Source organism: Micromonospora sp. NPDC051006, from assembly GCF_044456245.1.
Classification (GTDB): Bacteria; Actinomycetota; Actinomycetes; order Mycobacteriales; family Micromonosporaceae; genus Micromonospora.
The window spans coordinates 99,773-124,673 of record NZ_JBITFP010000006.1 but is presented as its reverse complement, the minus strand read 5'-3'; the positions used below and the strand labels follow the sequence as shown (position 1 = coordinate 124,673).

25 protein-coding genes and 2 pseudogenes are annotated in these 24,901 nt (G+C 68.4%); 20 read left to right on the top strand and 7 right to left on the bottom strand.

Annotation, left to right across the window (positions count from 1 at the left end):
* Positions 1-11 precede the first annotated feature (11 nt).
* The 5 genes from ACIBBA_RS13015 to ACIBBA_RS12995 all read left to right on the top strand — a co-directional run bounded on the left by ACIBBA_RS13015 (position 12) and on the right by ACIBBA_RS12995 (position 3,374).
* Positions 12-464, top strand: a complete 453-nt coding sequence (locus ACIBBA_RS13015) for a hypothetical protein (protein ID WP_396696748.1) — start codon at positions 12-14, stop codon at positions 462-464.
* A 4-nt stretch (positions 465-468) separates the two neighbouring features.
* Positions 469-783 (top strand): hypothetical protein, encoded by a 315-nt coding sequence (locus tag ACIBBA_RS13010; RefSeq protein ID WP_396696746.1) that lies wholly within the window; start codon positions 469-471, stop codon positions 781-783.
* A gap of 144 nt (positions 784-927) precedes the next feature.
* Positions 928-1,620: a GGDEF domain-containing protein gene (locus tag ACIBBA_RS13005; RefSeq protein ID WP_396696744.1), complete on the top strand. Its 693-nt coding sequence runs from the start codon at positions 928-930 to the stop codon at positions 1,618-1,620.
* Entirely contained in the window at positions 1,617-2,915 is a 1,299-nt protein-coding gene (locus tag ACIBBA_RS13000; RefSeq protein WP_396696742.1) for a hypothetical protein, read from the top strand. The genes ACIBBA_RS13005 and ACIBBA_RS13000 overlap by 4 nt, the downstream gene beginning before the upstream one ends.
* Before the next feature lie 219 nt (positions 2,916-3,134).
* Positions 3,135-3,374, top strand: coding sequence for a hypothetical protein (locus ACIBBA_RS12995; RefSeq protein ID WP_396696740.1), 240 nt, complete (start codon positions 3,135-3,137; stop codon positions 3,372-3,374).
* 23 nt (positions 3,375-3,397) lie between these two features.
* Here the strand turns inward: ACIBBA_RS12995 and ACIBBA_RS12990 are convergent, their stop codons facing one another.
* Positions 3,398-4,327, bottom strand: coding sequence for an NADP-dependent oxidoreductase (locus tag ACIBBA_RS12990; RefSeq protein WP_396696738.1), 930 nt, complete (start codon positions 4,325-4,327; stop codon positions 3,398-3,400).
* A 51-nt stretch (positions 4,328-4,378) separates the two neighbouring features.
* Between ACIBBA_RS12990 and ACIBBA_RS12985 the strand changes: the two genes are divergently transcribed.
* Entirely contained in the window at positions 4,379-5,014 is a 636-nt protein-coding gene (locus ACIBBA_RS12985) for a TetR/AcrR family transcriptional regulator (RefSeq protein WP_396696736.1), read from the top strand.
* Between the two features lie 277 nt (positions 5,015-5,291).
* On the opposite strand, the pseudogene ACIBBA_RS12980 reads toward ACIBBA_RS12985, so the two are convergent.
* A pseudogene (locus ACIBBA_RS12980) lies at positions 5,292-5,625 on the bottom strand (IS5/IS1182 family transposase); the annotation flags it as partial.
* 436 nt (positions 5,626-6,061) lie between these two features.
* Here ACIBBA_RS12980 and ACIBBA_RS12975 point away from each other — a divergent pair.
* The 9 genes from ACIBBA_RS12975 to ACIBBA_RS12935 all read left to right on the top strand — a co-directional run bounded on the left by ACIBBA_RS12975 (position 6,062) and on the right by ACIBBA_RS12935 (position 14,291).
* Positions 6,062-7,009, top strand: coding sequence for an alpha/beta hydrolase (locus tag ACIBBA_RS12975; RefSeq protein ID WP_396696734.1), 948 nt, complete (start codon positions 6,062-6,064; stop codon positions 7,007-7,009).
* A 1-nt stretch (position 7,010) separates the two neighbouring features.
* Positions 7,011-7,847 carry an alpha/beta hydrolase gene (locus ACIBBA_RS12970; RefSeq protein WP_396696732.1) on the top strand — a complete coding sequence of 279 codons (837 nt, stop codon included), beginning with the start codon at positions 7,011-7,013 and terminating at the stop codon, positions 7,845-7,847.
* A 231-nt stretch (positions 7,848-8,078) separates the two neighbouring features.
* A complete protein-coding gene (locus ACIBBA_RS12965; protein ID WP_396696730.1) occupies positions 8,079-8,360 on the top strand; it encodes a DUF4396 domain-containing protein in 282 nt (93 codons plus the stop codon).
* Positions 8,361-8,950: 590 nt separating this feature from the next.
* Entirely contained in the window at positions 8,951-9,916 is a 966-nt protein-coding gene (locus ACIBBA_RS12960; RefSeq protein ID WP_396696727.1) for a helix-turn-helix domain-containing protein, read from the top strand.
* A 252-nt stretch (positions 9,917-10,168) separates the two neighbouring features.
* Positions 10,169-11,212 (top strand): sensor histidine kinase, encoded by a 1,044-nt coding sequence (locus ACIBBA_RS12955; protein ID WP_396696725.1) that lies wholly within the window; start codon positions 10,169-10,171, stop codon positions 11,210-11,212.
* Between the two features lie 7 nt (positions 11,213-11,219).
* On the top strand, positions 11,220-11,879 hold the full coding sequence (locus ACIBBA_RS12950) for a response regulator (protein WP_396696723.1): 660 nt from the start codon (positions 11,220-11,222) through the stop codon (positions 11,877-11,879).
* Between the two features lie 89 nt (positions 11,880-11,968).
* Positions 11,969-12,538, top strand: coding sequence for a hypothetical protein (locus tag ACIBBA_RS12945; RefSeq protein WP_396696721.1), 570 nt, complete (start codon positions 11,969-11,971; stop codon positions 12,536-12,538).
* A 265-nt stretch (positions 12,539-12,803) separates the two neighbouring features.
* Positions 12,804-13,643: a helix-turn-helix domain-containing protein gene (locus ACIBBA_RS12940; RefSeq protein ID WP_396696719.1), complete on the top strand. Its 840-nt coding sequence runs from the start codon at positions 12,804-12,806 to the stop codon at positions 13,641-13,643.
* Between the two features lie 66 nt (positions 13,644-13,709).
* Complete coding sequence (locus ACIBBA_RS12935; RefSeq protein ID WP_396696717.1) at positions 13,710-14,291, top strand: dihydrofolate reductase family protein; 582 nt, start codon at positions 13,710-13,712, stop codon at positions 14,289-14,291.
* Between the two features lie 184 nt (positions 14,292-14,475).
* On the opposite strand, the pseudogene ACIBBA_RS12930 reads toward ACIBBA_RS12935, so the two are convergent.
* Positions 14,476-14,658: pseudogene (locus ACIBBA_RS12930) on the bottom strand (ISL3 family transposase); the annotation flags it as partial.
* Between the two features lie 14 nt (positions 14,659-14,672).
* Positions 14,673-15,029 carry a DNA polymerase ligase N-terminal domain-containing protein gene (locus tag ACIBBA_RS12925; RefSeq protein WP_396696715.1) on the bottom strand — a complete coding sequence of 119 codons (357 nt, stop codon included), beginning with the start codon at positions 15,027-15,029 and terminating at the stop codon, positions 14,673-14,675.
* Between the two features lie 461 nt (positions 15,030-15,490).
* Here ACIBBA_RS12925 and ACIBBA_RS12920 point away from each other — a divergent pair, with 461 nt between their 5' ends.
* On the top strand, positions 15,491-16,651 hold the full coding sequence (locus ACIBBA_RS12920) for an alkaline phosphatase PhoX (RefSeq protein WP_396697042.1): 1,161 nt from the start codon (positions 15,491-15,493) through the stop codon (positions 16,649-16,651).
* Between the two features lie 451 nt (positions 16,652-17,102).
* Here ACIBBA_RS12920 and ACIBBA_RS12915 read toward each other — a convergent pair whose 3' ends face one another.
* Complete coding sequence (locus tag ACIBBA_RS12915) at positions 17,103-18,338, bottom strand: MFS transporter (protein ID WP_396696713.1); 1,236 nt, start codon at positions 18,336-18,338, stop codon at positions 17,103-17,105.
* Positions 18,339-19,047: 709 nt separating this feature from the next.
* On the opposite strand from ACIBBA_RS12915, the gene ACIBBA_RS12910 reads away from it, so the two are divergent.
* Both ACIBBA_RS12910 and ACIBBA_RS12905 read left to right on the top strand, forming a co-directional pair.
* Positions 19,048-19,395, top strand: a complete 348-nt coding sequence (locus tag ACIBBA_RS12910) for a hypothetical protein (protein ID WP_396696711.1) — start codon at positions 19,048-19,050, stop codon at positions 19,393-19,395.
* A gap of 182 nt (positions 19,396-19,577) precedes the next feature.
* A complete protein-coding gene (locus ACIBBA_RS12905; RefSeq protein ID WP_396696709.1) occupies positions 19,578-19,883 on the top strand; it encodes a hypothetical protein in 306 nt (101 codons plus the stop codon).
* Between the two features lie 401 nt (positions 19,884-20,284).
* Here ACIBBA_RS12905 and ACIBBA_RS12900 read toward each other — a convergent pair whose 3' ends face one another.
* Complete coding sequence (locus ACIBBA_RS12900) at positions 20,285-20,494, bottom strand: hypothetical protein (protein ID WP_396696707.1); 210 nt, start codon at positions 20,492-20,494, stop codon at positions 20,285-20,287.
* A 615-nt stretch (positions 20,495-21,109) separates the two neighbouring features.
* Entirely contained in the window at positions 21,110-21,718 is a 609-nt protein-coding gene (locus ACIBBA_RS12895; RefSeq protein ID WP_396696705.1) for a DJ-1/PfpI family protein, read from the bottom strand.
* A 289-nt stretch (positions 21,719-22,007) separates the two neighbouring features.
* On the opposite strand from ACIBBA_RS12895, the gene ACIBBA_RS12890 reads away from it, so the two are divergent.
* Positions 22,008-23,840: a glycoside hydrolase family 15 protein gene (locus ACIBBA_RS12890; protein WP_396697040.1), complete on the top strand. Its 1,833-nt coding sequence runs from the start codon at positions 22,008-22,010 to the stop codon at positions 23,838-23,840.
* A gap of 202 nt (positions 23,841-24,042) precedes the next feature.
* Positions 24,043-24,885, top strand: coding sequence for an enoyl-CoA hydratase/isomerase family protein (locus tag ACIBBA_RS12885; protein WP_396696703.1), 843 nt, complete (start codon positions 24,043-24,045; stop codon positions 24,883-24,885).
* The last annotated feature ends 16 nt before the right edge of the window (positions 24,886-24,901 follow it).

Below are 24,901 nucleotides of genomic sequence, written 5' to 3'. Positions count from 1 at the left end.
GGAGAACCCGTATGGATTCCACCCGCAGCATGCTGCTCGCCCTCGCCCGGCACGCCCAAGAATCCCGACTGCGCTGGCACGCCGAACGCGCCGCCGTGCGCGCCCGCGGCGAAACCCCCGCCCGCACCGAGGCGTACGCCTACCAGGTCCAGGCCAACCTGTGCCTGATCGCCGCGATCGGCGCGGCCGACCTGCCGGCGAACTTCCGCCTCTACGACACCTTCCTGTCCCGAGACCCGCTCACCGCAGCCGAACAACTGCGACAGGTCGCCTCCGCCTACGACCACAGCGGCCCGATCGAGGCCGCACACGAGATGGCGCGGCAGGCGTACAAGGCGGCGTTCGCCCCGCCGCTCACGGCGCAGGAACAGCAGTACGTCGAGCTGCTCGCCGGCCTGCCCGCCGCACGACGCGACAAGATCGTCGAGGCGGCCGAGGAACGCGCCACCTCGCCGGGGGAGTGACCTGATGAGCCTCTACACCCTCGTGCCCAAGCCCGGCTTCGACCGCTACACCATCCAGGTCGGCTGGAACCCACACCGCTCGTACTTCGCCAGCGTGATCGACTTCGGCTGGGATCCGGCCACCGATCCGGACAACGAACCCGACAGCGTTCGGCTCGGCCACCGCACGGCGGTCCTCGACCCGGCCGAGGTCCTGGCGGCCGTCGAACCCTACGCCGACATCCCAGCCGGCCTGGTCACCCAACTGCGCACCGACCAGAGCGCACACCCGCCGGCAACCGACCGCGGCACACCGACAGCTGAGCCCGATCGGCCCTGACCGCCAGAGCGCACATTCGCCGCCGGCACCGGCGCAACCCATACGAAACGGCCCGCCATCGGCGGGCCGTCGTCGCATTCAGGACCCGGGACGCCCGCCTACCAAACGTCGCGTCCCGGGTTCTCCAGTGAACGGAGGAACCCAGTGTTCACCACACCGGCCGTGATCGCCAGCATCGCCGCAGCCCTCGGGCTCGGCCTCTGCAACCTCTTCCTGATCACCGCACTGCGCCGTGCACGCGCCGCAGCAGCCGACGCCGCCTGGAAACTCGCCCACGACCCCCTCACCGGACTTCTCAACCGTGCCGGCCTGCTCGCCACCCACCGCGCCCTCGCGCTCATCCCGCAGCCGATCGTCGTCCTGCTCATCGACCTGGACGACTTCAAGACCATCAACGACACCCACGGCCACGACGCCGGCGACGACCTGCTCGCCGAGGTCGGCGACCGCATCGAACAGGTCGCCACCCTCTACGGCGGCACCGCCGCACGGCTCTCCGGCGACGAGTACGCCGCGCTGCTCCCGGTGCGCGGCAGCGAGCCCACCCGCACCGCCGAGACGTTCGTCGTCCTCATCGCCCAGCCCGTGCAACTGACCGAAGGCAGCGACGTCGTCAAGGTCGACCCCACCGCCAGCATCGGCGTCGCCGTCGTCGACAGCACCGACGCGATCGACGTCGCCCTGCACCGCGCCGACATCGCCATGTACCACGCCAAGCGCAACGGCGGGAACCAGCACGTCCTCTACACCCCGGGCATGAAAATGCCGGCCCGCCTGCCCCGCCGCGGCCCACGCGTGCGCGACCTGCACCGGAGCCTGGGGGAGGCGGACGCATGAACCTGGCAACCCTCATCGCCTGCGCCACCTGCGGCTACGCGCTCACCGAAGAACACGACGGCGACGACGTCATCTACCGGCACCCGGTCAGCGAAGACGGACGCCACCAGCCCGCCCCCATCGCCGCCAGCCTCCTCGGCGACGTCTACGACCGCTGCCACATCTGCAGTGCCGGCCAGCCGGTCTGGTGCTACCGCACCGCCGAACTCGAAGCCCAAGGCATCGGTGGCAGCCGCGAGATCATCCAGACCTACAACACCCGCTGGCACGTCTGCCTGCGCTGCGCCCAGCTCATCGAAGCCGACGACCCCGACGGCCTCACCGCCACCAGCGCCGCCTACATGCGATGGCGCCCCGCCGACCCCCGCTACGCCATCCTGAGCATGGTGCACCGGGCGATCGTCCTCACCCGCGAAAGCCGGCGCCTGCTCACCACCACCGACTGGCCGCCGGCGAAACTCACCCCGGACATGCTGCCGAAGATCCGCGACCGGCTCACCGGACTCCTGCGCGGCCCGGCTGACCTAGCCGCGCCCCTGCACGCCCCGCACACCCGCCGGACCCTCGCCGACGAACTCGATCGCGCCCCGCTCTACTGGGTCAACCAGGAGTTCACCGACCTCACCAACGAGGTCACTCAGGACCAGCCACCCGCACCGGTCAACGACCGGATCGCTCCCTCACCGAGCGGACTGCTCGTCTGGCCCCAACCCGTCGGAGCCAACGCACTCGCCACCGCCATCTCCTGGACACCGCAAGCGCACGGCTGGCACATGATCTGCTACCGCAGCATCGGCGGCGGCCTGGCCGATGACCTGATGCCCACGCTTCGCCACGACATCGGCTGGCTCGTGCCCATCCACAGCGAACACGTCGCGCGCGACGCAACCGTCGACGGCAACCATCCCCTCGGCCCCCTGATCACCTGCTGGCTGCTGATGAACCAGCAGATGGCCGAAACAGCCTCCGCCACACTGCCCAAGGCAGTCACCAAGGCCTACCAGCGGCGTCACGGTCGCGCACCCGACGTGCGCCTGGTCCAGATCAAACCACCCTGCACCACCTCGACCGCCTCGCCGCAGGGCGGGGGAGAGCGCACTCGCGCCACATCCGCCTACCGCTACTGGGTCTCCGGCCACGAACGCAACCAGGCATACGGGCCGGGGCGCCGCCTGCGCAAGAGAGTCACCATCGAACCCTTCCTGAAAGGCCCCGACGACAAACCGATCAAACTCAGCACCACCGTACGAATGCTCGGACGGCGGCAACCCTCGGACGGCAACGATCCCGGGTAGGCCGCCAGCGACTGTGCGTGGCGGGACAGACAGCCCGCCACGCACAGGAGCAGAAAGCCGCGGTACCAACTCCATGATCCACGACGTCCGGGCAGCGGTCGGCGGCCATCCGCCGACCGCAATCACCGCCGTTTAAGTGATCACCAGCTCGGGGCGCTGGCGGACGGCCGCGACGATGTCGCGGCGCAGTGGAAGGCCGTACTCGATCACACCGTCCCGGTGGTCGAGGAATTCCACCTCCGAGCCGCCCACGGCGGCGGCACTGGCACGCCGCTTCTTCTCTCGCAGCGGTCCGGCCTGTACGCGCGGATTCCGCTGAGACGCAAACGCAAGATTGTGTCCAAGGACAACGATTCGCTGACCCGGGAATCCGGCAAGGCCATCGCGACCGAGGACACATATCTTGCCCGCTGGCGCGGTGCCGGGTTAACGATTATGCCGCCGCCCGGCGCGCCCTGACTCAGGAGCACGCGCCCTGTCAGCTACGGCTTCAGCACGATTTTGCCCCGCGCGTGGCGGGACTCGCTCAACTCATGGGCGGCGGCGGCCTCCGCCAGGGAGAACACGGCAGCGATCGGCACCGTGAGGCGGCCCTGCTCGGCGAGTTCCCCAGCGACGGCGATTCCTTCGAGCGCCGGCGAGTCCGCACCGGGACCAGAACCGCGGGAGAGGTGCACGCCGTACGCCGCGGCGTTGATGTCGGCGATGCTCACCACCCTGTCCGGATCCGCGACCAGGCCGACCAGATCGGGCAGAGAACCAGAGCCGGCACAGTCCAGCACGACATCCACCCCGCTGGGCACCAGAGTGTCGAGCCGATCGGCCAGCCCGGGTCCGTAGGTGGTCGGGACCGCTCCGAGCGAGGCCACGAACTCGTGGTTGCGGGCGCTAGCCGTGCCGATGACGGTCGCGCCGCGAGCGACCGCGAGTTGGATCGCGGTCGTGCCGACCCCGCCGGCCGCGCCTTCGATCAGCAGTGAGGTGCCATCCTTGACGGCCAGCAGGTCGAGCACGCGGGTGGCCGTCTCGATGTTCCCGGCCGCACCGCCGGCCTGCTCCCACGTCAGGGCGGCCGGCTTCGGCGCCCACGCGGCCAGGACGGCGTATTCGGCGTTTGCCCCGCCGTTTTGGGCAAAGTCGATGATCCCGAAGACTTCATCGCCTGCCTGAACCGTGGTCACCCCCTCACCGATCTCATCCACCACGCCGGCGGCGTCGACTCCGGGCACATGCGGCAGGCGGAGCGGGATCCAGTCCCGGAATCGGCCGGCGCGGAAGTACGTGTCGGCCGGATTGACACCCGAGGCCAGAACCGCCACCCGGATCTGTCCCGGTCCGGGATGCGGTTCCGGTACCTCGGCGACCTCAAGTACGCTCGCCGGACCGTACTTGGAAAATTGCAAAGCTCTCATGCTCGCGAACACTAAAGGGCGCCGGCCCTCTGGTTAGCTAAACTGAGAGCGGTGACCGACCGTTTGCCTCACACCCTGCGCTCCGACGCCCTGGACAACCGCGAGCGCATCCTCGACGCGGCCCGCGCGGTTTTCGCCACCGAAGGCCTGAACGTGCCGATGCGGGAGATCGCCCGGCGCGCCGGGGTCGGCCCCGCCACTCTGTACCGGCGCTTCCCGACCAAGGAGATGCTGGTCACCGAGGCATTCACGGAGCAGATGTACGCGTGTCACGTCATCGTCGACGAGGGGCTCGCCGACCCGGATCCGTGGCACGGCTTCTGTCTCGTGATCGAGAAAATGTGTGAACTGCATGCACGCGACCGAGGCTTCACCGCAACCTTCACATCGACCTTCCCCAACGCGATGGATTTCGACGCGCGCCGCGAATACGCGCTGAACGCGGTCGCCGAACTGGCCCGCCGCGCCAAGGACGCCGGCCGCCTGCGCCCCGACTTCGTCGTGGACGACCTGGTCCTCGTGCTCATGGCCAACAGCGGTATCCACGCGACCTCACCGGCCGCCCAGGTCGCGGCCTCCCGGCGCTTCGCCGCGCTCGCGATCCAGGCATTTCAGGCATCCCCGGACGCCGCGCCGCTCCCGCCAGCTCCGCTTTCGCCGAGCAGGATGATCGTGAACAGGCGGTAGCGTCCGGCGAGGCGGTCCGGTCCCATGCATGGGCGCCGGGTGATTTGTGGGGGATCGCGGAGCCGTTGATTCCGCCCGCGCCGGTTCGCCGGCAGGGCGGCGGGTCGACGACCGGGCGGTCCTGGCGGCGGTCGTGTACGTGACGCAGGCGGGTGTTTCTGGTGGAAACTGCCGGAGGCGTTGTTCGGGGTGACCCGGGCGAGCGCTCACCGCCGGTTCGGTCAGTGGACTGAGATCGTGGACTTGCCGCAGGACCGTCTAGAACCTGTCCTGTCGATCATGGGAGCCAGATGATGGCGTCGATCAGGACGAGGCTGGCTCGGTAGAGGATGCACGTTTGGCGTATCGGGTGGCCAGGTCACGCCACTGTTCGAGCCGGGTTGAAGCAACGTTGAACGACGTTACGCTTGCGGTAGATCGCCTTGTCGAAGGGCCCGCCGGTGCTGCCCTTGGCGGCACGGCGAGCGACCTGGTTCGACGATGACGTGCCGGATGCCGCGGTTGCGCAGAGCGCGGCGGGTGGAGTCGTGCGCGTAGCCCTTGTCCGCGATCAGCAACTCAGGACGCTTGCGAGGCCGTCCGGGTCCGGGCCCGTTGGCCAGGATCGCGTTCGCCCACGACCCTTGCCCTCTTCGTGGCCCGCCACAACCGCGCCCTGCCCGAAGTTCCGATCCCGCCCGATGTCCGGACATTACCGATGATGCCGGTTTACACGTGGCCGCTCGTTGCGATCCACCTTCCCTGCGGCGTTCCAAGGCGACCTCTCCCCACACGACGACTCCATGGAAGCGAGGACGGCGTCGCACTCGTGTTTCGCGAGGCCATCCGTGTTGAGAACGATCGGCATGGCGCCGACGTAGAGATCTTGACGGCACAGCCAGCGCCTTGCACACAGAGCAAATCTGTGTGCGCGCTGGTACATGCGCCACCGTGGAAGCGTTTTCTACGGTTCATGGTCGACGGCACGGGGGGTGCCGTCGCGGGAACGACGGCGCCAAGCATCGCCGGTCCGACCCCGTCAGCTCCACATCGCTCAAGGAGAACACCGTGCCCGGACCTGTTCTAGAAGCCGCCGCTCAGGCGTTCGCCGACGCCACGGCCCACCCGCCGTACCTGTTCGACCTCGGCCCGATCGAAGGACGCAAAGCCGTCGACGAGGTACAGAGCCCCGAGGCCGAGGTGCCCGGGACGACCAAGACCTCGATTTCCAAGCCGGCGCTGACCATCTTCCGGCCCGACGGCGTCACCGGCCCAATGCCGGTCATCCTGTACATCCATGGCGCCGGCTGGGTCTTCGGCAACAACCACACCCATGACCGGCTCGCCCGCGAGCTCGCCGCCGGCACTGGCGCCGCGGTCGTCTTCCCCGACTACAGCCTGGCGCCTGAGGCGCGGTACCCGGTCGCCATCAAGGAGAACTACGCCGTCGCCCGTTGGGTCGTCGAGCACGGCGCCGGGCACGGACTCGACCCGTCCCGGATCGCGGTCGCCGGCGACTCGGTTGGCGGGAACATGTCGGCCGCGCTGACGCTGATGGCCAAGGAGCGCGGCGACGTGCAGCTTGCCGGGCAGGTGTTGTTCTACCCGGTGACCGACGCCGCCTTCGACACCGGGTCCTACGAGCAATTCGCGGAGGGGTACTTCCTGCGCCGCGACGCGATGCAGTGGTTCTGGGACCAGTACACCACCAGCGAGGTGCAGCGGACGGAGGTCACCGCGTCGCCGCTGCGGGCCACCACCGAGCAGCTCACCGGCCTGCCCCCAGCCCTGGTGATCACCGCCGAGGCGGACGTCCTGCGCGACGAGGGCGAGGCCTATGCGAACAAGCTGCGGGCGGCCGGGGTGCCGGTGACCGCGGTGCGGTACCAGGGCGTCATCCACGACTTCGTGATGCTTAACGCCCTGCGCAGCACCCACGCCGCCGAAGCGGCGATCAACCAGGCCATCGCCTTCCTGCGCACCGTTCTGCGCACCGTTCCCGGACAGGAGCAGTGACATGACCCTGCAGACCGACCTAGCCCAGATCGAGGCCGCGAACGCCAGTGGCCGGCCGCCCGTCGTCTTCATTCACGGCCTGTGGCTGTTGCCGACCAGCTGGCAGCGCTGGGCGGAGGTGTTCGCCGCCGCCGGCTACGCCCCGGTCGTGCCGGGCTGGCCCGACGACCCCGACACCGTCGAGGAGGCCAACGCCCATCCCGAGGTCTTCGCCCGCAAGAGCGTCGGCCAGGTCGCCGACCATTTCTGCGACCTCATCGGCAAGCTCGACCGCAAGCCGGCGGTCGTCGGCCACTCCTTCGGCGGACTGATCACTCAGATCACCGCCGGGCGGGGTCTGTCCGCGACATCGGTTGCGATCGATCCCGCGCCGTTCCGCGGCGTGCTGCCGCTGCCGATCTCCGCCCTGCGGGTCGCCAGCGCCGTACTCGGCAACCCGGCCAACTACCACCGGGCCGTCCCGCTCACCTACGAGCAGTTCCGGTACGGCTTCGCCAACGCCGTCAGCGACGACGAGGCCCGCGAACTGTACGAGACGTACGCAGTGCCCGCCTCCGGCGAACCGCTGTTCCAGGCCGCCGTCGCCAACCTCAACCCGTGGACTGAGGTCAAGGTCGACACCGACAACCCCGACCGAGGGCCGCTACTCATCATCTCCGGCGAACAGGACCACACCGTACCGTGGGCCATCGCCAACGCCTCGTACAAGCAACAGCGTGACAACCCGGGCATCACCGAGATCGTCGAGATCGCCGGTCGCGGCCACTCCCTGACCATCGACAGCGGCTGGCGCGAGGTGTGCGGCAGCGCCCTCACCTTCATCCAGCGCTTCCACTGACCGTCGCACCGCGGCTGGCGCCCCGCCACGGGCGCCAGCCGCGCACACCGGAGGAACCCCACGATCCAACTCGCCCACGGGTGGAGCCATGGCCGTCAGTACGACCCCTGCGCTGCCTCCCGGGCTGCCCCATCGGCGAGGTCCTCGGCATGGTGATCGGCGCCACCGCGAGCCACGCCGACGCCCCGACTATCGCCCTGCCGGTCACGCTCGCGCCTGTTCGGCTGCACGTTGACGGCCCGCCGGGTCCACCGCACCGGCCTCGACCTGCGCCACGCGGTCCTCATCGCGTTCGTCGCGGACACGTTGTCGATCACCGTCATGGAACTCCTCAACAAGGCGGTCCTGGTCGCCATCCCCGGTGCCCTGGACACCAACCTGAGCACCGCCAATTTTGGGCTGTCGCTGGCCGGCCCACTCGCGGTCGCCTTCGTCGTCTCCTTCCCGGTCAACCGCTGCCTGATTGCCTGGAGCCGCGGCCACGCGGTCGTCCCCGGCCACCACTACCCGTAGCTCCCCGCGTGCGAGCAGCGGAGACAGGCAGGGCCGCCGATGACGGCGCTGCGGCACAGTGGGGTGGTCGAGTTTGACCCCGAGGACGAACTGAACGATCGGGAGTCCGAGGTTCCGTGGGCGGGTGGCCTGATCGAACGGGAGATCGCGTCCGACGGTGTGGTCATGGGCGGGTCCTCGACCGGCTGGCCAGGTACGTCGTCGACCTCGTCGCCTTCGACCTGCGGGCCCGGGACGCGATGCGGGTGGACGCAGGCAACGTGGAGTCGGCGGTCCGTGACTACCTGCAGCGCCATCACGACGTCCTGGGCGTCGACGCTCCGCGGCTGATGCGGTCGGTCTCTGTGCCGGTGGCGGCGCGTCGCAACACGAGCCGGGATGTTCGATTATTCGATCGCGCCGGACGACACGCGGTACCTCCTCGCGGCGAAGTTCGAGGAGGGAGGCGGCCTCGGCCGGGTCGACATGGAGACCTGACCATGCTGAGTGTGCACAGATCCGTGCCCATGCTGAACGCCCGCGACCACCGAGTTGTGCTCGTCGGCGCGGGCCGGGCATGCTAGCGCCGATCCAGGGCAGAGGTACCGAGCATGACGACTGTGTGGAAGGCCGCGGAGGCCCCGGCCGCGGAGCGGGCCGCCGCCGTCCGGGAGGCGGTGGGGACCCGGGTGGTCCGAGTCGACATCGACCTGCCCGACGACCCGCGCGACATCCAGGTCGAGCTCACGCTCTCCGACGCGGGTCCGGTCCAGGTGTTGACGGTGCGGTCCATGGCCACGACGGTGACGCGGAGCCCACGGCTGGCACGTGAGGCCGCCGAGCCGCAGTTGTTCCTGACACTGCAGGGGTCCGGCGAGTCGGCGATGGCGCAGCACGGCCGGCATGCCCGGCTGCGCAGCGGCCAGTTCGCCGTCTACACCACGACCACCCCGTACACCCTGATGTTCGACCACGGCCTGGACGCGCACTTCTTCCGAATTCCCCTCGCCGAGCTCGCCCTGCCCGAACCGGCCCTACGCGAGGTGTCCGCGCGCCCGCTCGGCGCCGGCAACCCAGTCGCCGAGCTCACCGCCGCCTACCTGAGGCGGATCGCGGACAGCCCGGACCTGCGCTCCCGCGCGGTCGCCGCCAGCCTGGCCCAGCCGACGATCGACCTGGTACGCGTCGCGCTGCTGAGCAGCATGGCCGATCCGTCGATGGGCAAGGAGTCGATGCAGACAACGCTGGAACTCCGGCTTTTCGAATACCTCCGCACCCACCTCGGCGACCATGACCTCACGGCAGCGAAGATCGCGGCCGCCCACCACATCTCGGTGCGTCACCTGTACACCGTCCTCGCCCGCGCCAGCGTGAGCCTCGGCGACTGGCTCCGAACTCACCGCCTCGAAGCCTGCCGCCGCGAGCTGGCCCAGCCACACGCCCGCGACCGCACGATCGCCTCCATCGCCCACCAGTGGGGCTTCGCCGACGCCACCCACTTCAGCCGAGTCTTCCGCGAGACGTACGGTATGACCCCACGCGACTGGCGCGCCGCAAAGATCCGCAAAGCACGGTAACGGTGTTGGCTTCTCGTGCGGTGAACGTTAGTGAACACCGCACTAGCTGCCGCTGCTTGGTGAGGTAGACGCTGCCGTGCGGGGCAGCATTCCACTGCCGCAGCCCACCTCGCCGACGGCCGCTGAGTCACCTGCCCGCAGATCAGAGAAACGCGGCGAGACCTGGTCGAACCGTCTCTCGCCGCGGCACCGGTCGCCATCATCGCCCGGCGCTGCAGCTCCCGCGTCTGCTGAAGGCGTTACCGTCGGCAGGTGGCGTTGCTGATCGTGGTGGCAGCTCTGGTCGTCGGCGGTGTACAGACCGCCGACGGCGGTGTCACCGCCGCGGGCCGGCTGGCCGGTGCCGCGCTTCTCCTCGCCGCGACCGCCACCCTGCACTGGCGGCGCCGCCGACCGGCCGCGGTGCTCGCGGTTACCGCTGCCGCCGCGGTCAGCTACTACCTGCTCGGTTATCCGCTGGGCCCGGAGCCGGTGCCATTCGTCGTGGCGCTTTACGCGACGGCAGAGGCCGGCCGGCGCTCGATCGCCGTGACGGCGGTCCCGCTCGCGATCGGGCTGGTGCTGGCCGCCGACATCGCTGCCGGCCGGGCGCCCGAGGGCGAGGACCTGGTGGCGGTCGCGGCTGTCCTGGTCGCCGCGGTCGGGCTCGGCGAGCTTGCCCGCTCCCGCCGCGAGCAGCGGCACGCGCACACCGAGCGCGCCGCCGTGCAGGAGCGCCTGCGCATCGCCCGGGACCTGCACGACACGCTGGCGCATCAGCTGACCGCGATCAGCGTCCAGGCCGGCGCCGCGCTCCGCAAGCGCGACAGCCGCCCGGAACTGGCCTACCCGGCCCTGGAGACGGTCCGCGAGGTCGCCAGCGACGCTCTGCGTGAGCTCAGATCGGTGCTGGGTGTCATCCGCGCCGAGCCCGCCGGTGCCGGGAACACGTGCGACGCGGTGCCGGCGTTGGGGGCGCGGGCCGGAATCGCGGTGACGATGACCGTGTCCGGCGAGGCTGCCGCGTTGCCACCCGCCGTCGACGCCGCCACCTACCGGATCGCGCAGGAGGCGCTCACCAACGTCGGCCGGCACGCCGGCGTGACCGAGGCGGAGGTCCGGCTCGCGTACCTGCCGGGCCACGTCGAGATCGAGGTGCTCGACAGGGGCAGCGGAGACAGCGCCGGCGGCGATCGGAGCGCCGGCGGTCACGGCATCGCCGGGATGCGGGAACGGGTCACCGCGCTCGGCGGACGGTTCAGCGCCGGGCCACGTCCGGGCGGCGGGTTCCGGGTCTGGGCGACGATTCCCCGATGATGATTCCGTGATCACCGTCCTCATCGCCGACGATCACCATCTGGTCCGGTCCGGGCTGCGGGTCATCCTGGACGAACCGGACCTGACCGTCGTGGCCGAGGCCGCCACCGGCACCGACGCCGTGCGGCTGGCCCGCGAACATCAGCCCGACCTGGTGCTGATGGACATCCGTATGCCCGAGCTGGACGGGCTGGAGGCGACCCGCCGCATCCTCAGCGACCCGGTGACCGCCGGCGTCCGCGTGGTCGTACTGACCACCTACGACCTGGACGAGTACGTGTTCCGCGCACTGCGTCTCGGAGCCAGCGGCTTCGCGTTGAAGGATTTCGACCCGGGGCAACTCGTCGACGGCCTGCGGGCCGTCGCGCGGGGCGACGGCATGCTGGCGCCCGCCGTCACTCGTCGCCTCATCGCCGTCTTCGCCCGGTCTCCGTCCCCGGACACCGGGCGTCTCGAGCTCGAGCGGCTGACGACGCGGGAGCGGGAGGTGCTAGAGCTGGTCGTCGCCGGGCGTGACAACACCGAGATCGCCGACGCCTTGCGGATCAGTCCGGCCACGGCCCGCACCCACGTCAGCCGGCTGCTGGCCAAGGTCGGCGCCCGCGATCGCGCCAACCTCGTGATCATGGCGTACGAGTCAGGGTTGGTGGTGCCGGGCACCCCGTGAGACCCCCAGGGGCGAGCGCAACATCTGCGTACGTCGGGATCCTGCCCACGGCGGATTCGGCGGACCTGTCGCCCGCACACGATCAGAGCATGACCGCCGCCTTCCGCATCGCACTCGTCCTCGGCCCCGCCGGCTCCGCATTCGCGACCAACTTCTGGACCGATGGTCGCTACGGCGCCACCGGCGGCACCATCCTCGTGCTCGCCATGGTGGTCTGGACGTACGGACTCATCGGCCTGCTCGACGCGATTCGTCCGCGCGCTCCGCGATACGCCGCCGTCGCGCTGCCGGTGTTCCTCTACGGCGCCATGGGCGGCGCGGCGTTCGGTTTCCAGGGCGTCTTCGAGGACATCTTCGAGCAGTCGACCGACACGTCCCTCACCGCGCTCGCCGAGCACCCGTTCGCCGCGAACCTGCTGCTGTGGCTACCCGGACCGGTGATGCCGCTCAGTCTGCTCGTGCTCGGCGTCGTGCTGGCCCGCACCCGGCTTGTACCACTGTGGACCGCGGCGCTGTTGTGCGCGGGAGCGGTCGCATTCCCACTCAGCCGCATCCCTCGAATCGATGTGATCGCCTACCTGGCCGACGCGCTGCTCGTCGTCGCGTTCGTGGCGATCGTTTGGCGGCCGATTACCCGCGCCACGTGTCTTAGCCAGTAGGGGCGCAACCAGAGTCCCTATGATGCCTGCTGTACTCATTGGTCATCAGGCCTGAGCCGATTGGCCAAGGCTATTTCGTGCGACCTGTCACTGCCTCTCGAAAAACTCGATTCACGGGTCCCCCGAGATTCTTGCCGAGCCGGCTCACCGCAACCGTCCAGGCCATGACCGACTCTCAACACGACGACGTCGACCAGCAGGGCGATTGAGGCGCCTGGACCATCCCGGCGCGCGATGCGGCGGGGCGTCGGCGATGCTGTGGGGCATGGAGTACGTGTCCAGAGTGCCGCGACCGCCGCTGGACGGGCTGATCGACGACCTTTACTACCTGGAGGGTGCGCCGCCATACGCCCGGCTGACGCTGCCGCCGATGCCGGCGGCGTTGCTCATCGTCAACCTCGGGGCGCCGTTCCGCATCCGCGCCGGCACCGACATCGAGACGGCCCAGTACGCCGACGGCTGCGTGGTCACCACGCCCACCCGCGCATTGGAGTTCGGCTACCCACCCCGGACCCGGTCCGTCGGCGTGCACGTCAAGCCGTGGGGGCTGGCGCCGTTCCTGCCGATGCCCGCGGCCGAGCTGTGTGACCGGCCGGTGACGATAGAGCAGGTTTGGGGCCGGCCCGCCGTTGCTGAGCTGCGAGACCGGCTGGCCACGGCGGACGGACCGCACGAGATGCTGACGCTGCTCGAGGAGGAGCTGATGCGACGGCTGTGCGAGACCGCCGGCCTGGGGCTGGTCCGCCATACGAGCAGCGTCATCGCGGCGACCAGCGGAGCGGTGGGGATCGGCGACCTGAGGGTGGCAGCCGGTGTCAGCAGCACTCATCTAACACAGCGGTTCAAGGAGCTCATCGGCGTCACGCCGAAGCGGTTGGCCCGCACCTACCGCTTCGCCGCCACCGTGTTCGCGATCAACCCCGCCGTTCCGATCGACTGGGGCGACCTCGCCGGTGGCGCAGGCTACTTCGACCAGGCCCACTTCGGCCACGAGTTCCGGGAGTTCACCGGGCTCACGCCGACCCGGTACGTCGAAGTCCGGCGGCGGTTCCTGCGCGAACATCCCGGCCACGCGATGGACGGCTGGCCGCTGCCGGCCGATTGATTTCTTACAAGAGCGACAGCTCACGACACGCTAATTTGGGGGCATCTCGAAGCAGAGGAGAGCCCCGTGGGCAAGGTGGTCATGTACAGCTCGGTGTCGGTGGACGGCTTCGTCGCGGACGAGAATGACCAGCCCGGAGCGCTGTTCGACTGGTTGTCCAGCGGTGACGTCCCGTTGGACGAGAGCGGCGAGCTGAAGGTGTCGCAGACGTCCTACGACTACACCCGGCCGTACTGGGATCAGATCGGGGTGACAGTCGTCGGCCGCCACGTCTTCGACCTGACGGACGGCTGGGACGGGAAGCCTCCGGGCGGGATCGCCCACGTGGTCGTCGTGACGCACCGGCCGGCGCCCGAGGGCTGGGACCCCGAGGCGCCGTTTCACTTCGTCGACGGCATCGAGGCAGCCGTGGCCAAAGCGCAGGAGCTTGCGAGTGACCGCATGGTCGAGGTCGCCGCTGGCGACGTCGGTGGCCAGGTGCTTGCCGCGGGTCTGGTCGACGAGGTGCGCATGGACGTCGTACCCGTGGTGTTCGGGTCCGGCAAGCGCTACTTCGGGTCGGTCCACGCGCAGCACCTGTTGGAGGATCCTGACGTGGTGATTCAGGGCGACCGGGTGCTTCACCTGCGCTATCGGGTGCGTCGTTGACCGATCTGAGCGGGTGCGCGAAGAAGTCCACCGCGAACGGTGACACAAGATCGGGCCTCCGGCTGCTTTTGCGCATCGCTGTCCCTGGTCGGGCAGCCGATGTCGGTCCGCCCCGGCACCTTACCTGCGGCAAGTTCAACTCAGGGTCACTGTTTGCCGGTCTCCGGCGATCTCGACCAGCGGGCCTGGGGACGCCGGTGCTGAGCGACTCGATCAGCTTGACCATCAGCTCGCGGCCCGCGGCTGGGGCGGGGTGCCGGTAGGCGGCGGTCATCCGCTGGTAGATGCCCCAGGTTGCCTCGACCTCGACGTGCTCATCGATGGCGAACAGGGCCGTGAGTCGGGCGGCCTGCTTGTCGGCGAGCAATTCTTCGGAGCTTCTTAATTTCGCTTGTCTGAAGGTTGCTCTTTCGTCAAGTGGAGCAGCCATCCCTCGCCCGTGCGGATGAGCGCGTACCGTCGGCGGCCAGCGCGGCCATGCAACGTGAACAGCAATCGACGGTCCGTACGGTCGTGCTCCTCCCACGTGCCAATGTCGACGATCGACTTGTCAGCGTCCTCGTAGGTGAGGTGATCGAGGTGGTGATCGGGCACGGCGATCGCGAGCCGGTTCTCGTTGGGATTGTTTGGCAGACCGCGGGGCACCGCCCAGGAACGCAGCACGCCATTCTCCTCGAGCCGCAGGTCGAAGTGCGGTCGTGGTTTGCGGTGGTGGTGCAGCACGAAGGCGAGTGGCACCCTTACGATTGTCGTCGACAGCCCGGCCAAGGCCGCCGAGCGCCGTGCCGACCAACTCAACCGCGAGCTCACCTCGCAGTGCGCCCGGCGAATCGCCTCCGACGCTCCGACCTCAATAGCACTGTGGCGGGCATCGGCCGGGCCGGCCGCGGGAGGTGTAGCGAAGCGGGTGACAACGGGTGCGTCCGTCGACGGTTTCTGCCTCGACCGAAGCCTCGTCGGGCCGCGATCGTAGGTCAATGAAACAGGTAGCCCGAGTTGAGGGTGTATGACCAGCGCAACCCGCCCTCCGCACCGGGCGCCCTGGCTGACACGGGGCTGGGTATCAAGTACGTCTATCCCACTTTGCGGCGTAACGAACCCGCATGTTCACGCGTCGATGGCGGATGTTCACCTTCGTAACTGGCCCTCAGAAATCACAGATCAATACGTTCCTCACATCCCCCATGAAGGAGCTCGTGATGGATCGACGGAACCTGCTGCGCACCACAGTGCTCGGAGCCAGCGCGGTAGCGCTGCCGTTCACCACCTGGTCAGCGGCGTACGCGGCGCCAGCGCAGAACGCGTCCGGCCCGTACGGTCCGCTCATGCCGGCCAACGGGCACGGCATCCAACTTCCGGCCGGTTTCACCAGCCAGATCGTCGCCCGCTCCGGCCAGGTCGTGGCCGGCACGTCGTACACCTGGCACGACGCTCCCGACGGCGGCGCGGTGTTCGCCAACGGCAGCGGCTGGGTTTACGTGTCCAACTCCGAGACCAGCGCGGGTTCCGGCGGTGGTGCCTCCCGGATCCTGTTCAACTCCAGCGGAGCCATCATCGGGGCGTCCCGCATTTTGTCCGGCACCAACAACAACTGTGCGGGTGGCAAGACCCCCTGGAACACCTGGTTGTCCTGCGAAGAGGTGAGCCTCGGCCGAGTGTGGGAGACCTACCCGCTCGGCGGCACCGCTGTGGTCCGTCCGGCGATGGGCCGTTTCAAGCACGAAGCCGCCGCGGCCGACCCGGATCGGCAGGTCATCTACCTCACCGAAGACGAAAGCAACGGCAAGCTCTACCGGTTCATCCCGAACACCTGGGGCGATCTGTCTAGCGGCAGGCTGCAGGTACTGGTCGCCGGCACCGGCACATCCGGCTCGTTCAGTTGGGCGGCCGTACCCGACCCGGACGGCTCCCCGACGGTGACCCGGTCGCAGGTGTCCGGAGCCAAATCGTTCAATGGCGGGGAAGGCTGCTACTACTCCAACGACACGCTGTGGTTCACCACCAAGGGCGACAACCGGGTCTGGCAGCTCAACCTCGTCGACAAGACCTACGAACTCGCCTATGACGACAACCTGGTCAATCCCGGCCCGGCGCCGCTGACCGGCGTAGACAACATCACCGGTTCCACGTTTGGTGACCTCTACGTCGCCGAGGACGGCGGCAACATGGAGATCTGCCTGATCACGCCAGGCGACAGGATCTCCGTATTCCTGCGGATCACCGGCCAGAGCTCATCGGAGATCTGCGGTCCCGCATTCACCCCGGCCGGGGATCGGCTGTACTTCTCGTCACAACGTGGCACCTCGGGCTCCTCCTCCGGTGGCATTACGTACTGCATCACCGGGCCGTTCCGCACCTGAGCGCCGCTCGCCGCGCGGCCCCGCCGCAGCGCACGCTTCCTGGGTCCTGAATCCCGGACACCGGAATACGGGACTCCGGCCACTGTGGAAGTCGCGACTGTACTGGCCGACCGGAACACCGACGTTTCCGCCGCGTCCCAGTCATCCCGGCTGGGGCGCCGCAATGTTGTGCGTTGATCCTTGGCGCCGATGGTCAACGTTGGCGGCGACCCGAATTGCAGAGCAGTCGCTTGAGCTTGAAGGCTCTTGAGGTCGATTCGGCTTGCCCACCGCTTGAGCATCCGCTCCTGGCATGGGCACACAGGGGCACAAGACATCATCAAACGTCGTCAGCCAGCGGCCAACGATGGCAGCCTCAGACGCCGTGCGAGCAGGGGCCGAGCAGTGTTCCCGCTGGTGGTGGGACGGCAGCTCTAAGTTCCGCTTCAACGTCTGACACGCGCGGACCCGTCTATCGACGGGCGGTGGCGAGGAGGCCGATCAGGGCGAGCAGCATCCAGCCGACGAGGTAGGCGAAGGCGACGGTTGGAGAAACGGCGGTCCAGAGGACACCGGCTACAGCGCTGGCGGCGACGTTGCCCAGGGCTTGCACGGTGGCGAGGAGGCCGAAGGCGGAGCCGCGGGCGTCATTGGGGGCGAGGGCGGCGACGGCGGCGTGTTCGGCGGTTTCGACGGCACCGATGCCAATGCCGGCCAGGACGAATGGCACGGCGAGCAGAATCAGGTTGGTGGTGCTCGTGGCGAAGCCGGCGTAGGCGAGGGCGAACAGGGCGACGCCGGCGGTCAGAACGAGGACGGGGCCGTGCGTGCCGAGCTGGTCGGAGAGGCGCCCGGCTGGGATGGAGGCGATGGTGGCGGCGAGGTTGTAGCCGATGTAGAGCACCAGGGCCAGTCGGGTTGCCGACTCGACCCCGTGTCCGGGGGTCAGTTGCTCGGTGGCGCGCAGGATGAGCAGGGTCGCGGCGACGTTGCCGACCTCGAAGGCGGCGATGCCGGCGAGCAGGCGGCCAAGGCGACCCCGCAGCACCGGGTGTAGCCGTAGCCTGATCGGTTGACGCTCGCGCTGCTCGGCGCGTGGGGCGCAGCGGATGGCGTAGACGATGGCCAGCGCGGCCAGCACGCCGGGGATCACCGACAGTCCGATGGCCCACTTGACGCCCACGAGGGTGACTAAGCCCAGGGCGAGCAGCGGGCCGACGATCGCACCGAGGTTGTCCATGGCCCGCTCGAAACCGTATGCGCGGCCGTATGCGGAAGCGGGCACCATGTCGGCCAGGAGGGCGTTGCGGGCAGGTACTCGCAGTCCTCGGGCTGTCCATGCGCCGGCACGCAGCAGCGCTACCTGCCACACGGAGGTGGCCGCACCGATCAGCGCGCCGAGGGCAGCGGTGGTGGTGTAACCGCCAACCGCGACCTTGCGGCGGCGGCCGGGATCGTCTGCCAACGCCCCGCCGGCGAGACGAGCCGCCCCCGCCAGCCCGTCCGAAACACCCTCGATGACGCCCAGGGCGGCGGCCGATGCACTAAGCGAGGACGTGAGCAGACTCGGCAGCAGCGCGGTAGGCACCTCGTGGCCGACGTCGGCCAGGAAGCTGGCCGAGCCGATCCCTGCTACGCCAGGAGTCAGCCACCGCCGGCCGTCCTTCTCGCCGGCCGCGTTCACACCCTCTTCAACTGCCTCGGCCATCACAGCAGTATCGGGCGCTGGGGTCTGAGGCGGGAGGGCCCGACTGGGTGTGCCAGGCCGTCGCCAGGCCGTCAGCCGTCAGCCGACGATGACCAACGACGACCATCGGCGACGACGTTTGCCGAGGTCACAAGGGGTGATCGGCCTATTGACCGGCGCAGACGATCGAGGCTTACCTGTAGTTGGTGAACTGATGGGGATTGGCGACGCGCCAGATCCATGCCAGGTCGAGGGGTCGTGGCGGGGGATTAGCGGGACTGGCGGGGAGAGTAGCCGGCTGGACGCAGGTCACCACCACGGCAGGCCAAGGGAACTTGAGAGAGCCCCCTGGCAGTGTGGGAGTCAGGCAACGGCTGTCGACAAACCCTATATTGAAGCAGAGCGGCAGCGTCGAGGCGTCCGGTACTACCTGGGGTATTTCGAGATGTTGGCTCTGTTGTCGGACCGGCAAGACGCGGAGGTCATCAACCACAAGTTGATTCGACAAGCGCTGGATGGAGGTCGTCGGGCGCGGCGCGGCACAAGGACGGGCTACTAACTGAGTGACGACCGGTACGCACACCGCCAGACGACCGTGGACGCTAGCGGACCCTTCCCGCAGCTCAGCAGGCAGATCGAAGCTGGTCTAGCCGGCCCGGAAGTTCCTTCGGGACGAAGAGGTCGAACTTCGGGGCCTTGAGCTGCCCGCACCGCCTGCGAAAATTCGTCCGTGACCGGTATCCAGGGACTGACACCAGCGGAGTACTTCGTACTCCATGACTCCGATGGCTGTGCCACGCTACCCGAGATCCTTGCGACCTGGATGGACAACGGTGATCGGTCCCCACGCCTTGAGGAGGCCATATCAGACCTCGCGAAAGCGATCGTGTCACTAGAGCGTGGCGGCCTGGTCGAAGTGCGCCGCTTCGAACTCTGGCCGGCAGGTTGGGGCCAAGGCGTCAGGGTGACAGTGGAGGAGCTAACGGAGGCGAGTTGCCAGGCGAGCAGCTGGTTGCCTGACGCGCAAGCCAGGTTGCTCGTCGTCGGTATCACGGAGATAGGCGGGGCCTGGCTCTGACCGGGGCTGCTCGCGCCGTGCCCGATGCGTGCCCGATGCAGCGGTTAACACCGGCCTACAACGGCGCGCCCGGCACCGCTGCCTGAACGCTCCGTGCTCGCTGACTAAGCAATCCGGCTACCCAGGGTGCGTATCAACCCGCTTCCCAAGCTGACAGTCTGGGAGCCACGCTTGGAATCCAGGTGGGCGGAATCGAGACTCTCAAGGAGGTGCCCGTGACTCGGATGTTCATCGCTGACTCCTTCACGGTTCCTCGTGTTGGCATCGTGGTCACCGGGCGCCCGGAGTTGGGGGACATCCGCGAGGGCGATCTCCTCTGGCTGAACGAGGGCGCGGTGCGGCACAGGGTCACTGTGCGCGGCGTCCGGCACCTCTGTGCCAGGTCCCTCGACCCACGGGTTGCTCCAGCCGGCATAAACAGCTCCTTGATCCTCGACGGCTTTCCCGAGGGCATAGAGCTTCCCGGCCTCTTGCTGTCGTCCGAGTAGACCAAGATGACAGACACTGACGCTCGCTGACCCCAGCCTGCCCCAGCGCGACGCCAACAGCCGCCACCAGATGAACGTCGGCCACGAGCCAGCGAGGAGGCGAGGCGGGTGACGGCGGATGCGGGACGCTGCTACGAATCAGATGCTCGTAAGCGTGGCCCTTCTCAGTCCTCATCCAGTCATCAAAAGGTCGAGCCCTGGCCGCTGACGCTGAGAGGCGCCGAGAGGGGCTTCCGCAGGCCAGCCGGGGTTGGGGCAGGTAGACCGTGGTGGGCAACTTGATCTCGTAATGCGTAGGTCGCGGTGACAACGAGCGAGTCCCAACTCAGTGGGGATCGGCCCCGTTACGGTGAGCGGACGTGGTCATGCCGACGGCAAACTGGACCGCTGACCAGGACCCATCAGGAAAGCAGGCTGTAGGTGCCGTCTGGGTTCTGGTAAAAGTACGCGGTGTAGCCGCCTGGATTCCCCTGCCGATGCTTCGGCAGGAAGACGCCATAGGTGTGGTCCGCCCAGCCGGGACAGGCGCGACGGACGTCGTCGGGACGGAAGCGGTCACCCAGTCGGCCTGCGGCTCGAGCCTGGCGGATGTCATCGACGAAGCGGCTCACGAATCCAAGTGTGCTGAATGCTTACGCGCCCCTGGGGTCAGGGCCGTTTGCGACCCGAGTAGCGGGACTAGGCCGTCGCCATCTAGGCAAGAGCATCCCAGCATCGACGGGTGCAGCTGTCGTGTCCTGCCCTGGTCGCCGCCGACGTCGGCGTTCACCGGGTTCCGGTTCCCGGCGGAGGTGATCGTCGTCGCGGTCCGCTGGTACCTGCGGTATGCCGATCGCAGCTAGCTTAAACACCGATACGACCCATGCGCGGACTCCGGACCGACTCAACCGCGCAAGTGATCATCGCCGGACACGCTTTCATCCAGAACCTCCGCCGCGGACACTACGAACCCGGGCTCGACAGTCAGCCCAAGCTCCGAGTCGCTCCGGCGTTCAGTGAACTCGCCTGGGTCATCTGACCGCAGACCCGACCCGGGCGCCTCCCGATCAGATAATGCAACGGCTTCCGTGCTGGTCATCAGCGCGCCCTCGTGCGGACGGCATAGAGGGCGGCGGTGTATCCGGCGGGGCCGGAGTTGTTGATGATCAGACAATGGCCGGGTACGGGGGCTTCAGGCCGCACCTACACCCCGGATTGTGAAAGCGCCTCGGAAGGCTGACAGCGCGTCAGTGCAGTGCAACCTCGCCTGCCTGAACGGCGCGCACGGCGCGTTCGACGGTCTCCTGATTTTCGCCGACCGGAGCCACGTAATCGATGACGTCACGTGCGGCGTCATCGCCGAGCATTCGGGTGATCACCCACGTGGCGAGATAATGGGACGCCAAGCAACCGCCCGCGGTAGCGACGTTCCCCTCGGCGTGGAACGGCGCGTCGAGCACGGTGACGTCGCAGGCTTCGACAAAGGGCCGACTCTTCATGTCCGTGCAAGCCGGCATGCCGGCCAGCAACCCGAGCCGGGCGAGCACCAGCGCGCCGGAGCACTGCGCACCGATCAGCTGGCGCGAAGGGTCGAGCTGCAGCCTGGAGAGCAGCCGGTCGTCGGCGACCACGTCTCGCGCCTTCACCCCGCTACCGATCAGCACGACGTCGGCTGCGGTGACGAACTCCATCGGGCGTTGCCCAGTCACCTCGACGCCGTTCATCGACGTGACCACCGGCGTCGGCGTCGTAATGAAGGCTTCTAAGCCGTCCTTACGGCAGCGGTTTATCAGCGCGGAAGCGATGAAGCTGTCGAGCTCGTTGAACCCGTCGAAGGTCACCACGGCTACCTGCATCACAACTCCCTCAAGCGCGGCATCAGGTTGCATTCTCCCTGGCGGGCCGTTCGGGTCGAGAGCCAATCAGCGGCTGGCGGCATTCCTATCGAGCCCCTGCATTCCGAGCTCCGACCCTGCCCGGCCGACAAACTCTGTCCCTGTGCGCTATCGCGAGCAGCTCCTTTCGCAGCCAGGCGACGTCGAGGAACAAGGTGAGGGCTGGTCTTTTTGTGTGCCGCAAGCAGCTATAGGCGCTTCGTCCGGTAGAAAGAAGTCTGGTAATGATGAGATAATGCGGGAGGCTTGGGTGGATTACTACCCTACGATGGAAGCCCACGGTTTGATCGGTGATCTGCAGACCGCAGCGCTGGTGGCGATGGACGGGACGCTGGACTGGTTCTGTGCCCCTCGGTTCGACTCCCCGAGCCTGTTCGGCGGCCTGCTCGATCGGCACAAGGGCGGGCATATCCAGGTGTCGCCAGAGGGCGTCGACTACGTGAGTAAGCAGTTGTACCTGCCCCGCACGCCGATCCTCATCACCCGCTTCCTGAGCGCGGACGGCGTGGGGGAGCTCGTGGATTTCATGCCCGTCGCGGGGGATCAGCCCACCGACCGCCACCGCCTGGTGCGGATGCTGCGGGTTGTCCGCGGTGTCATGCGGTTCCGTATCGACTGCCAACCCCGCTTCAACTACGGGCGGGATCCGCACGAACTCGACGCGTACCCCGCGGGTCACGTTTTCCGCAGCTCAGCGCTCTCCCTCGCCCTGAGCCTCGTTCGTTACCCCGGGACCCAGCCCGCCGAGGAGGCATTCGAACGTAGGGGTGGTGGCATATGGACCGTCGCCACGCTGCGCGAGGGTGAGGCCGGGGGTGCCGTTCTAGAAACGGGAGTGTCGCCGGACCGGCCACGCTTCTACACGCCGGGCGAGGTGCAGGAGTTACTGGAGCAGACCCGCGACTTCTGGCGGCGTTGGCTCGGCCGTTCCTGCTACACCGGCCGTTGGCGGGAGATGGTTGAGCGGTCGGCGATGACGCTCAAGCTCATGACGTACGCGCCGACTGGCGCGCTCATCGCCGCCCCCACCGCCGGGCTGCCCGAGCAGGTCGGCGGCCAGCGCAACTGGGACTACCGCTACACCTGGATCCGCGACGCGTCAATCTCCGTACACACCCTGCTCAAGCTGGGATTCACCGACGAAGCGTGGCGGTACATGCACTGGGTCGACGACCGGGTCCGGGAGGCCAGGGACCGAGAGGTGCCGCTGCAGATCATGTACCGCATCGACGGCTCGCCCGATGTCTCCGAGGAGGTGCTCGACCACTTCGAGGGTTACCGCGGCTCAGCGCCTGTGCGGGTCGGCAATGGCGCCGCGAACCAGCTGCAACTCGACATCTACGGCGAGGTGCTCAACGGCCTCCACGAGGCCGACAGCCATGGTCTGCAGACCTCTCACCAGTTGTGGCTGAACACCGTGCGACTAGTGGACTGGGTCTGCGAGCACTGGGACCAGCCCGAAGACGGGATCTGGGAAACTCGCGGCGGCCGCCAGGACTTCACCTACGGGCGGCTGATGTCCTGGGTCGCCCTCGACCGGGCTGTCCGCCTCGCGCATCGGCGCGGACGACCGGCTGACACCGCCCGGTGGGCGCGTACGCGAGACCAAATCTACCAACAGATCATGGCCCGTGGTTTCGACCCCAAACGCGGTGCCTTCGTGCAGCACTACGCGACCGACGTCCTGGACGCCTCGCTGCTCGCCATGCCCGGCGTCGGATTAGTATCACCAATGGATCCGATGTGGCAGTCCACCCTGCGGGCGATGGACGCGGAGCTCGTGTCCGACAGCCTGGTCTACCGGTACGACCCGGCCGCCTCGCCCGACGGCCTTCCCGGCCAGGAGAGCACCTTCACCATGTGCAGCTTCTGGTACGTCCGGGCCCTCGCCGAGTCCGGACGGCTCGACGACGCCACGCTGACCTTCGAGAAGATGCTCACCTACAGCAGTCCACTGGGCCTCTACTCAGAGGAGATCGCACCCACCGGTGAGCAGACCGGCAACTTCCCGCAGGCGTTCAGCCACCTCTCGTTGATCGGCACGGCCGTGAGCCTCGATCGCCTGCTCGATGCCCGCCCTTGAAAAGTCGCGCGGGGCTGGGTGGGAGCGGTTCGCTTGGGATCTGGCGAAGCGCCACGGCCGGGCGGAGCCGCTCCGTACGATCGACAACGACCATCGGGCGCCGATCCGTCGAGTGACGTGAGGCACTGGCGCTGGTCGCCCCCGCGGATTCCACCGCCGCCGCTGCCCGCGGCCCGGTCGCGCGACGAAGAGGAGCAGGCGGGTGAAAGCCTCGTTCGAGACCGTGCGTACTGAGTTGACCGGCGCCGTCCTGACGGTGACGCTGGACGCGCCGCCGATCAACATGATCGGCCCGGAGTTGGTGCGCGACCTGATCACCCTGCTTGACCGACTGACCAGGACCACAGAGGTGCGGGTAGTCGTCTTCGACACGGCCGACCCCGACTTCTTCATCTCTCACGTCGACCTGACCAAGGTCGCCGAGTACTCGGCGGAGGCGGCCAAGGCGGGCGGGGGTCCGCAGGACGCCTTTCTCGGGATGGTGCTACGCAAGCTGAGCGAGGTGCCGGTCGTCACCATCGCGAAGCTGCGCGGACGGGCTCGGGGAGCGGGCAGCGAGTTCGTGCTCGCCTGCGACATGTGCTTCGCGGCGCGGGAGAACGCGCTGCTTGGCCAGCCCGAGTGCGGTTTCGGCGTGGCACCCGGGGCTGGTGGCCTACAGCACTTGACGCGCCTGCTCGGCCGAGGACGGGCCATGGAGATGATCCTCGGCGCGCAGGACGCGGACGCCGACCTCGCGGAACGGTATGGGTGGATCAACCGGTCGCTGCCGGACGCCGAGCTCGATGAGTTCGTGGCCACGCTGGCCGGACGGATCGCGTCCTTTCCCTCGGCGGCGATTCAGGCCACGAAGCGGGCGATCAACGAGCTGACGCTGCCACCGATCGAGGCCGTACGCGCCGACGGCCGCCGGTTCCAGGAGTTGGTCGCCGCCCCGGAGGTGCAGGACCGGTCGAAGGAGTTGTTCGGCCAGGGCTTTCAGACCCGGGGCCCGCTGGAGCTTGATCTCGGCACACGGATCGCCGATCTGCCGGCCGCCGGGTGAGCGCCGGCTCTGGATG